Raw genomic sequence first — 733 nt, 5'->3', positions numbered from 1 at the left:
GTAATCATGATTCAAGAAGATTTTCTTAACCTCAAACTCATCAAGTATCGTTTTAATGGCATCTTTCACCTCATCATACAGGACATACAAAGATGAGCCGTGGTTTCGGAGATCTGCATCAAGTGACTGAAGTGTTTGGTGGATAAAAGAAACCCGCTTATCATCCTTGTCAGGCAGCTTGTCAAGTATTTCGGGATCAAAGATGAAAATTGGTACGACCGGGTACGGAGAACGAAGTGCATGATACAACGCGGTATTATCGTTCAAACGAAGATCCCGCCTGAACCAGAATACGCTTACATCCTGTTTCATTCAGGACTATTGCGAGTAGATCTCTGTAAGAGCGTCGTCTAGCGCAGGATAACGAAACTGGAATCCGGCATTGATCAATTTCTGAGCAGAGTTACGATCGCTAATCAACACGATTTCGCTCATTTCCCCAAGGAGAGTTTTCAGAACAAATTTCGGAACATTTACCGGCCATACAGGCCTTGACAGTTTTTTTGCCATTGCCCGGGTGAATTCTGAGTTAGTAACAGGGAATGGCGTAGAGGTATTATAAACGCCATTGTACCCTGGATCTTCAACGATCTTTTCAAAGATCGAGATCAAATCATACAAATGGATCCATGGAATCCATTGTTTTCCACTTCCCAAAGCAGCACCCGCGAAAAAACTGACTGGCTTCTCCAGCTCAACCAAAGCGCCACCGTGCCGTGTTAAAACTATCCCA

General features: G+C 43.8%; 2 protein-coding genes. Both read right to left on the bottom strand.

Features of this window, described 5'->3' with window-relative positions:
• Positions 1 to 312, bottom strand: a 312-nt coding sequence (locus WKF69_RS15900) for a deoxyribodipyrimidine photo-lyase (RefSeq protein WP_340383113.1), incomplete at its 3' end; no start/stop codon positions are given.
• 6 nt (positions 313 to 318) lie between these two features.
• Positions 319 to 733: DUF1731 domain-containing protein (locus WKF69_RS15895; RefSeq protein ID WP_340383112.1), on the bottom strand; the 415-nt coding region annotated here is incomplete at its 5' end.

Source organism: Daejeonella sp., from assembly GCF_037719425.1.
Taxonomy (GTDB): Bacteria; Bacteroidota; Bacteroidia; order Sphingobacteriales; family Sphingobacteriaceae; genus Daejeonella.
Note: the sequence above shows the minus strand (reverse complement) of the source record. Positions and strands in the feature narration are given on the sequence as shown.